Origin of the sequence: Caldanaerobacter subterraneus, assembly GCF_004345675.1 — a bacterium.
GTDB classification, from domain to species: domain Bacteria; phylum Bacillota; class Thermoanaerobacteria; order Thermoanaerobacterales; family Thermoanaerobacteraceae; genus Thermoanaerobacter; species Thermoanaerobacter subterraneus.
This window is the reverse complement of sequence record NZ_SLWU01000051.1, coordinates 1-6960: the sequence shown is the minus strand read 5'-3', so window position 1 is coordinate 6960 and position 6960 is coordinate 1. Positions and strand designations below refer to the sequence as shown.

Annotated in this window: 8 protein-coding genes, 1 tRNA gene and 1 other annotated feature; all 9 genes read left to right on the top strand. The window is 39.5% G+C overall.

Annotation, left to right across the window (positions count from 1 at the left end):
• Positions 1-179: 179 nt before the first annotated feature.
• The 9 genes from EV203_RS12910 to EV203_RS12870 all read left to right on the top strand — a co-directional run bounded on the left by EV203_RS12910 (position 180) and on the right by EV203_RS12870 (position 6775).
• On the top strand, positions 180-419 hold the full coding sequence (locus EV203_RS12910) for a hypothetical protein (protein WP_132040872.1): 240 nt from the start codon (positions 180-182) through the stop codon (positions 417-419).
• Positions 420-498: 79 nt separating this feature from the next.
• On the top strand, positions 499-1956 hold the full coding sequence (gene gltX / locus EV203_RS12905) for a glutamate--tRNA ligase (protein WP_132040871.1): 1458 nt from the start codon (positions 499-501) through the stop codon (positions 1954-1956).
• Positions 1954-2172, top strand: a binding site (T-box leader). It overlaps the preceding gene by 3 nt.
• Before the next feature lie 34 nt (positions 2173-2206).
• Positions 2207-2869 (top strand): serine O-acetyltransferase, encoded by a 663-nt coding sequence (gene cysE, locus EV203_RS12900; RefSeq protein ID WP_132040870.1) that lies wholly within the window; start codon positions 2207-2209, stop codon positions 2867-2869.
• The gene (gene cysS / locus EV203_RS12895; RefSeq protein ID WP_022588754.1) at positions 2856-4259 is read left to right on the top strand and encodes a cysteine--tRNA ligase; all 1404 of its coding nucleotides are present in this window, start codon (positions 2856-2858) and stop codon (positions 4257-4259) included. The genes cysE and cysS overlap by 14 nt, the downstream gene beginning before the upstream one ends.
• Positions 4241-4651, top strand: coding sequence for a Mini-ribonuclease 3 (locus tag EV203_RS12890; RefSeq protein ID WP_022588753.1), 411 nt, complete (start codon positions 4241-4243; stop codon positions 4649-4651). The genes cysS and EV203_RS12890 overlap by 19 nt, the downstream gene beginning before the upstream one ends.
• 9 nt (positions 4652-4660) lie before the next feature.
• Positions 4661-5404, top strand: coding sequence for a 23S rRNA (guanosine(2251)-2'-O)-methyltransferase RlmB (rlmB, locus tag EV203_RS12885; protein WP_132040869.1), 744 nt, complete (start codon positions 4661-4663; stop codon positions 5402-5404).
• Positions 5404-5910, top strand: coding sequence for an NYN domain-containing protein (locus EV203_RS12880; protein WP_132040868.1), 507 nt, complete (start codon positions 5404-5406; stop codon positions 5908-5910). Before rlmB ends, EV203_RS12880 begins: the two co-directional genes overlap by 1 nt.
• 81 nt (positions 5911-5991) lie before the next feature.
• Complete coding sequence (gene sigH, locus EV203_RS12875; protein ID WP_031314302.1) at positions 5992-6636, top strand: RNA polymerase sporulation sigma factor SigH; 645 nt, start codon at positions 5992-5994, stop codon at positions 6634-6636.
• A gap of 63 nt (positions 6637-6699) precedes the next feature.
• A tRNA-Thr gene (locus EV203_RS12870) sits at positions 6700-6775 on the top strand.
• Positions 6776-6960: the final 185 nt, after the last annotated feature.

Genomic DNA, 6960 nt, shown 5'->3' with positions numbered 1-6960 from the left:
GAGTTTTAAAGAAAATTTTATCCAGATATATACAGCCCCTGCTTTCGGTACTAAGAAAACAGGGGCTAAAATTTTGCTTTGTCAACAAACTGAGAGCTCTCATGAGCTCTTTTTTGCATAAAATTCTTTTACAGTGAAAAAATATTTGTTAAAAGATTGATAAAAATGGGGTGAAGGTTGTGTCATTGTACATCGTAGGGATAAGCGTGGACAACAGGAGCGAATTTGGAGTGAAGGTTCAAGAGGTGCTTACAAAACATGGAGAAAATATAATTGCGAGATTTGGAATACATGATTCTCAAAACGGCAGTGGGATTATAACTTTAAATGTAAGAGGGGATAAAAAATTCATGGTGGAGCTGGCAGAGGAATTGACTGCGATTCCAACTGTGACTGTAAAATATGTGGATTTAAAATAGGATTGTCACTTCATCTATTAAATGAGCATAAAATCTGTTATAATTAAATCAAACAACAAACGAGGATGGAGTGACAAAAATGAAAGAATTTAGGGTGAGATTCGCACCAAGCCCTACAGGACCGATACACATAGGGAATATCAGGACAGCTCTTTTTAATTATCTTTTTTCAAGGAGCGAAGGAGCTACTTTTGTGTTAAGAATTGAAGATACTGATTTAGAGAGGTCTGCAAAGGAGTTTGAAGAATTGATATTTAAAGAGTTAAAGTGGCTGGGCATAGAGTGGGATGAGGGGCCAGATAAACCAGGTCCATATGGCCCTTACAGGCAGAGCGAAAGGCTTGAGATCTACCACAGATTTGCTCAAAAGCTTATTGAAGAGAAAAAAGCTTACAGGTGCTACTGCACGCCAGAAGAGCTGGAAGAAGACAGGAAGAAAGCGATAGAGAGGGGAGAAATCCCCCGTTATTCTGGCAGATGTAGGTACCTCACAAAAGAGCAGGAAGAAACTTTTATAAGGGAAGGAAGAAAGCCTGTCATAAGGTTTATGATGCCAGACGATGAAGTCATAGAATTTGAAGACATGATAAAGGGAAAGATTACAATAAAAAGTGACACATTAGGCGGAGACATGGTGATTATAAAGTCTGATGGCATGCCAACTTATAATTTTGCTGTGGTGATTGACGATGCTTTAATGAAAATCACCCATGTGATAAGAGGGGAAGACCACATATACAATACTCCAAAGCAGATTTTGATATATAAAGCTTTAGGATTTGAGATTCCTAAATTTGCTCATGCTCCTTTGATATTGGGGCCTGATAGGACAAAGCTTTCCAAAAGGCACGGCCATACCTACATAGGTCAGTACAGGGAATTAGGGTATTTGCCAGAAGCCATGTTTAATTTCTTATCACTTTTGAGCTGGTATCCTGAGGATAATGTGGAATTGATGTCAAAAGAAGAGATAATAAGAAAGTTCAATTTTAAGAGGATTCACAAATCAAATCCAGTATTTGACATTGAAAAGTTAAACTGGATGAACCAGCAGTACATACAAAAAAGCCCTGTAGAAAGGATTGTGGATTTGGCAATTCCACATCTTAAGAAAGCAGGCTACATTGACGAAATAGACGAGTTGAGGTATAATTGGCTAAAGGATGTGATAAGCCTCTATAAAGATGGACTATCTTATGTAGCTCAAATTGTAGACGTGGCAAAGACTTTCTTTGTTGAAGAAGTAGATTACACTGGAGAAATGGTAGAGTTTTTAAAAAGTCCCAATTCTATAAAAGTATTGGAGGCTTTTAAAGGTTATTTGAAGGATAAGAGCGAAATTACTGAGGATGATGTTAAGGAGTGGATGAAAAAAGCTCAGAAAGAGCTTGGTGTAAAAGGAAAAGAGTTTTTCATGCCTATAAGGATAGCAGTAACGGGAGAAGAGCACGGCCCTGAGCTTGTAAAAGTCCTCGCACTTTTGGGGAAGAATAGGGTAGTAAAAAGGCTTGACAGAGTTTTAAACTTAATAGAGTAAAAGGCGATGACAAGAAGAGTATTATGGCACAAGCCTTCCAGAGAGGAGCCATCGTGGGCTGGAAGTGGCTCTAAGGATGTGCCATAAGAAGTGCGTCTTCGAGCTTGTATCCCTGAAGTTTTAGTAGGGGGTTACCGGTTTATGCCGTTATCTTAAATGAGTGGAGCGTTATGCTCAAGCAGAGTGGAACCGCGGGAGGCCCCCCTCGTCTCTGAGATGAGGGGGGTAAATTTTTAAGGAGGTGTTTTGCATGTTTAAAACTTTAAAAGAAGACATTGAAGTAGTTTTTGAAAGAGACCCTGCTGCAAAGAGCGTTTTGGAGGTTTTACTGTGTTATCCCGGGCTCCACGCCATAATACTTCACAGAATTGCCCATTACTTCTATAAAAAAGGTTTTATACTGCTGCCGAGGTTGATTTCACATATAAACCGTTTTTTGACAGGCATTGAAATACATCCAGGTGCAAAAATTGGGCGCAGATTTTTCATAGACCACGGCATGGGAGTTGTAATAGGAGAGACTACAGAAATTGGAGACAATGTGACGATATACCAAGGAGTGACTTTGGGAGGTACTGGTAAAGAGAAGGGAAAAAGGCATCCTACGATAAAGGACAATGTAGTTATAGGCAGTGGAGCTAAAGTCTTGGGACCTATTGTGGTAGGGGAAAATTCAAAAATAGGAGCAGGAGCTGTCGTTTTAAAAGATGTGCCCCCAAATAGCACTGTAGTTGGCGTTCCTGCAAGGTGCGTCAAAAAAGACAACATACGCATAGCAAAATCTTATGAAGTGGACCTGGAACATGGCAAGCTCCCTGACCCTGTAGAGGAAGAGCTAAGAAGGTTAAGAGAGAGGATAGAGAGGCTTGAAAAAATTTTAATGGAAAGGGATGAGGAAGATGAGGCTGTATAACACAATGACTAGAACTAAAGAGGAATTTAAGCCTTTGAAGGATAAAGTGGTAAACATGTATGTCTGTGGGCCTACAGTTTACAATTACATCCACATAGGGAATGCTAGAGCTTTTATCGTCTTCGATACTGTGAGAAGGTATTTGGAGTACAAGGGTTACACTGTAAACTACGTTCAAAATTTTACAGATATTGACGATAAAATAATAAATAGAGCGAAGGAAGAGAATACCACAGAAAAGGAAATAGCAGAAAGGTTCATAGAGGAGTATTTTAAAGATGCAGATGCTCTTGGGATAAAGAGAGCTACAGTTCACCCCAGGGCTACAGAGCATATAGATGACATAATTGAATTCATAAAAATACTCATTGACAAAGGGTATGCATATGTGGTAGACGGCAATGTGTATTTTGAAACGGCTAAATTTAAGGATTATGGGAAACTTTCTCATAAAAATATAGATGAACTGATGGCGGGTGCAAGGGTGGAGATAGACGAGAAAAAGAAAAACCCTCTAGACTTTGCACTGTGGAAGGCTCAAAAGCCCGGAGAACCTGCTTGGGACAGTCCGTGGGGGAAAGGAAGGCCTGGCTGGCATATTGAGTGCTCTGTCATGTCTACAAAGTATTTGGGGAAGACCTTGGACATTCACGCAGGAGGGCCAGATTTGATTTTTCCTCATCATGAAAATGAAATTGCGCAGAGCGAAGCAGCCTATGACCAACCATTTTCTAAATATTGGATGCATATAGGGTATTTAAATGTGAACAATGAGAAGATGTCAAAGTCAAAGGGTAATTTCTTTACAGTGAGGGAGCTTACGGAGAAATATGACCCTGAAGTTTTAAGGCTTTTCATGCTTATGGCCCACTACAGGAGTCCTATAAACTTTAGCCTTGATTTGCTAGACCAGGCGAAATCCGCCTATGAAAGACTTAGTAACGCTGTGGTCAATTTGAAGCACTTGGTAAATATTACCAAAGACCGGGAGTTAAGCGATGAAGAAAAAGATTTGATTGTCAAGTTTGATGAGTATAAAAAGCAGTTTGAAGAGGCTATGGACGATGATTTTAACACGGCAGATGCTATTTCTGTGCTTTTTGAAATGGCTAAAACTGCCAATGCAAATTTAAATGGAAATTCTTCTAAGAAATTGGTAGAATATATTCTGGAGATGTTCTTAAAGCTTTCTGATGTATTAGGGCTGTCTTACAAAAACGCTGAGACAGAGATTGAAGATGAAGAAATACTCAGGTTGATAGAGGAAAGGCAAAAGGCCAGAAAAGAGAAAAACTGGAAGTTAGCTGATGAGATAAGGGATAAATTGAAAGAAAGAGGTATAATTTTAGAGGATACGCCAGAGGGAGTAAGATGGAAAAGGATAAGATGATTCTTGGAAAGGAAAAGGGGGTTTTAGACTTATCCCCCCTTGTTTTGGCTTTCATTGGAGATGCGGTTTACAGCCTTTATGTCAGAACTAAGATTGTGGAGAAAGGGAATATGAAATTGGCTCATTTAAATGAGCAAACTGTGAAGTACGTTAAGGCATCTTCACAGGCTAGATCTCTTGAGCGAATTTACGACCTTCTCACTGAAGAAGAAAAGGAAATTGTGAGAAGGGGAAGAAATGCCAAAGCTTCTACAGTTCCAAAAGGAGCAAGTGTTAAAGAGTATAGGTATGCCACTGCCTTTGAAGCATTAGTGGGATATTTGTACCTTTTAGAAAGATTTGATAGGCTTTACTTTCTTTTGAGCCTTTCTATGGAATACACGGAAGAATAGGTGAAAATTATGAGAAATGGCGATATTATATATGGAAGAAACCCTGTTATAGAAGCGATAAGAAGCGGTAAGGAAATAGAAAAGATATACGTGTCCAAAACTGCCGGTGGCAATATTTCTAAAATAATAGCTATGGCGAAAGAAGCCGGAATTGTAGTTTCTACTGCTGACAGTGATACCTTGAAGAGGTTAGCGCAGACTCCTAATCATCAAGGAGTAGTTGCAGTTGGAGCTTTGTATAAATATTTTGATGTGACGGATATTTTAAACTATGCAGAAGAGAAGAAAGAAAAGCCTTTTTTGTTGATTTTAGATGAGATAACTGACCCTCACAATATGGGTGCTATAATAAGAAGTGCGGAAGCTTTTGGAGTTCACGGGGTGATAATTCCCAAAAGGCGTTCTGCAGGGATAAACGCCACAGTGGTAAAGGCTTCAGCTGGTGCGGTAGAACACATAAAAGTGGCAAAAGTTTCAAATATTAACAGCACCATAAGGGATCTGAAAGAAAAAGGACTTTGGATTATTGGGACTGACGCAAAAGCTGAGAAGAGTTTTGAAGAGCTAGATTACGATTTTCCTCTGGCTTTGGTCATTGGAAGTGAGGGAAAAGGAATTTCGAGGTTGGTTTTAGAGAATTGTGATTTTGTAGTTAAAATTCCCATGAAGGGTAAAATCAATTCTCTTAACGCTTCTGTTGCTGCTTCTATTTTGATGTACAACATTTTATCAAAAAGGCAAGGTAAGGCGTGATGCCCTTGTATATGCTGGTAGACGGTTATAATGTCATAAACAACTGGCAGATGCTCAAGGAAATTGCAAAGAGAAGTCTGGAAGATGCGAGAGACAAATTAATAGATTTGCTGGCAGATTTTAAAGGATATACAGGCATAAATATAATATTGGTTTTCGATGCCATGTATGTAAAAGGGAGCTTGGAAAAGCATGAAGAGATAAATGGCATTGAAGTAGTGTACACAAAAGAAGGAGAATCGGCAGACCATTTTATAGAGTCGAAAGTGGTAGAGCTCGTCAAAAAAGAGGATGTGGTAGTGGTAAGCTCAGACTGGATTGTGCAGCAGGTAGTCATGGCTCACGGTGCCGTTAGGATGTCAGCTAGGGAACTTTACGAGGAGATGAACAGGTACATTGAAAAGCACAAAAAGGAGTATATGAATACTTTTTACAAGGACAATCTGGAAAATAGGTTGGATGAGGAAACTGTAAAGAAGCTTCGTCAAATGAGGGAAAACCAGTAAAATTAGCTTGACTACCTTTGCCAATATAATGTATAATTATAACGTGTAAGGTTGCGGGAATAACAAATGGGGGCGGTATTAGTGAAATCTGGGGCGCAACAGGATTACTATCAGGCTTATGAGCAAATGGAGGAGGAGGAGATAGTTTCAAGAGCGCAACAGGGTGATGAGCTGGCTTTAGAGTATCTCATTGAGAGGTATAAGAATTTTGTTAAGGCAAAGGCCCGCACTTATTTTTTAGTTGGAGCTGATAAAGAAGACATAATTCAAGAAGGAATGATAGGACTTTATAAAGCTATAAGGGATTATAAAAACAACAAGCTCACTTCTTTCAAGGCTTTTGCAGAGCTATGTGTGACCCGTCAGATTATTACTGCCATTAAAACCGCTACCAGGCAAAAGCACATTCCACTTAATTCTTACGTCTCCCTGAATAAACCCATCTTTGATGAAGAATCTGACAGGACTCTGATGGATGTAGTTTCTACCCAGTGCATTGCTGACCCTGAGGAATTAATAATAAGCAAAGAGGAATACGTTAACATTGAAAACAAGATGGAGGAACTTTTAAGCGGTTTAGAATGGGAGGTCTTGGTGGCATACCTGGATGGGAAGTCTTATCAGGAAATAGCTGAGGATTTAAACAGGCATGTGAAGTCCATAGACAATGCCTTGCAGAGGGTGAAAAGAAAATTAGAAAGATATCTTGAAATGAGGAACAGCTAGCTATTGACATTTAGAAAACTTTATAGTAAAATCAGAAAGCGGAAGTTTTAAGCTTCCCTTTTTGCCCACGTAGCTCAGTAGGCAGAGCGTCGCCTTGGTAAGGCGGAGGTCACCGGTTCGATCCCGGTCGCGGGCTCCATTTTAATTTACGCTTTAGTTGTTTTTTTTTATCAAAGAAGTGTTCTTCACTTTATTAATAAGAAACACTTGGATAAGTTTATTAGAAGTAAGGAGGAAGAGAGGATGGCAAAGCAGAAATTTGAGAGGACGAAGCCGCACGTAAACGTAGGGACGATAGGGCACGTAGACCATGGTAAGACGACA

Bases quoted from the DNA above. Each gene is read 5' to 3' on its own strand.
- gltX (WP_132040871.1), top strand. From the start codon at position 499: ATGAAAGAATTTAGGGTGAGATTCGCACCAAGCCCTACAGGACCGATA.
- cysE (WP_132040870.1), top strand. From the start codon at position 2,207: ATGTTTAAAACTTTAAAAGAAGACATTGAAGTAGTTTTTGAAAGAGAC.
- cysS (WP_022588754.1), top strand. From the start codon at position 2,856: ATGAGGCTGTATAACACAATGACTAGAACTAAAGAGGAATTTAAGCCT.
- EV203_RS12890 (WP_022588753.1), top strand. From the start codon at position 4,241: ATGGAAAAGGATAAGATGATTCTTGGAAAGGAAAAGGGGGTTTTAGAC.
- rlmB (WP_132040869.1), top strand. From the start codon at position 4,661: ATGAGAAATGGCGATATTATATATGGAAGAAACCCTGTTATAGAAGCG.
- EV203_RS12880 (WP_132040868.1), top strand. From the start codon at position 5,404: ATGCCCTTGTATATGCTGGTAGACGGTTATAATGTCATAAACAACTGG.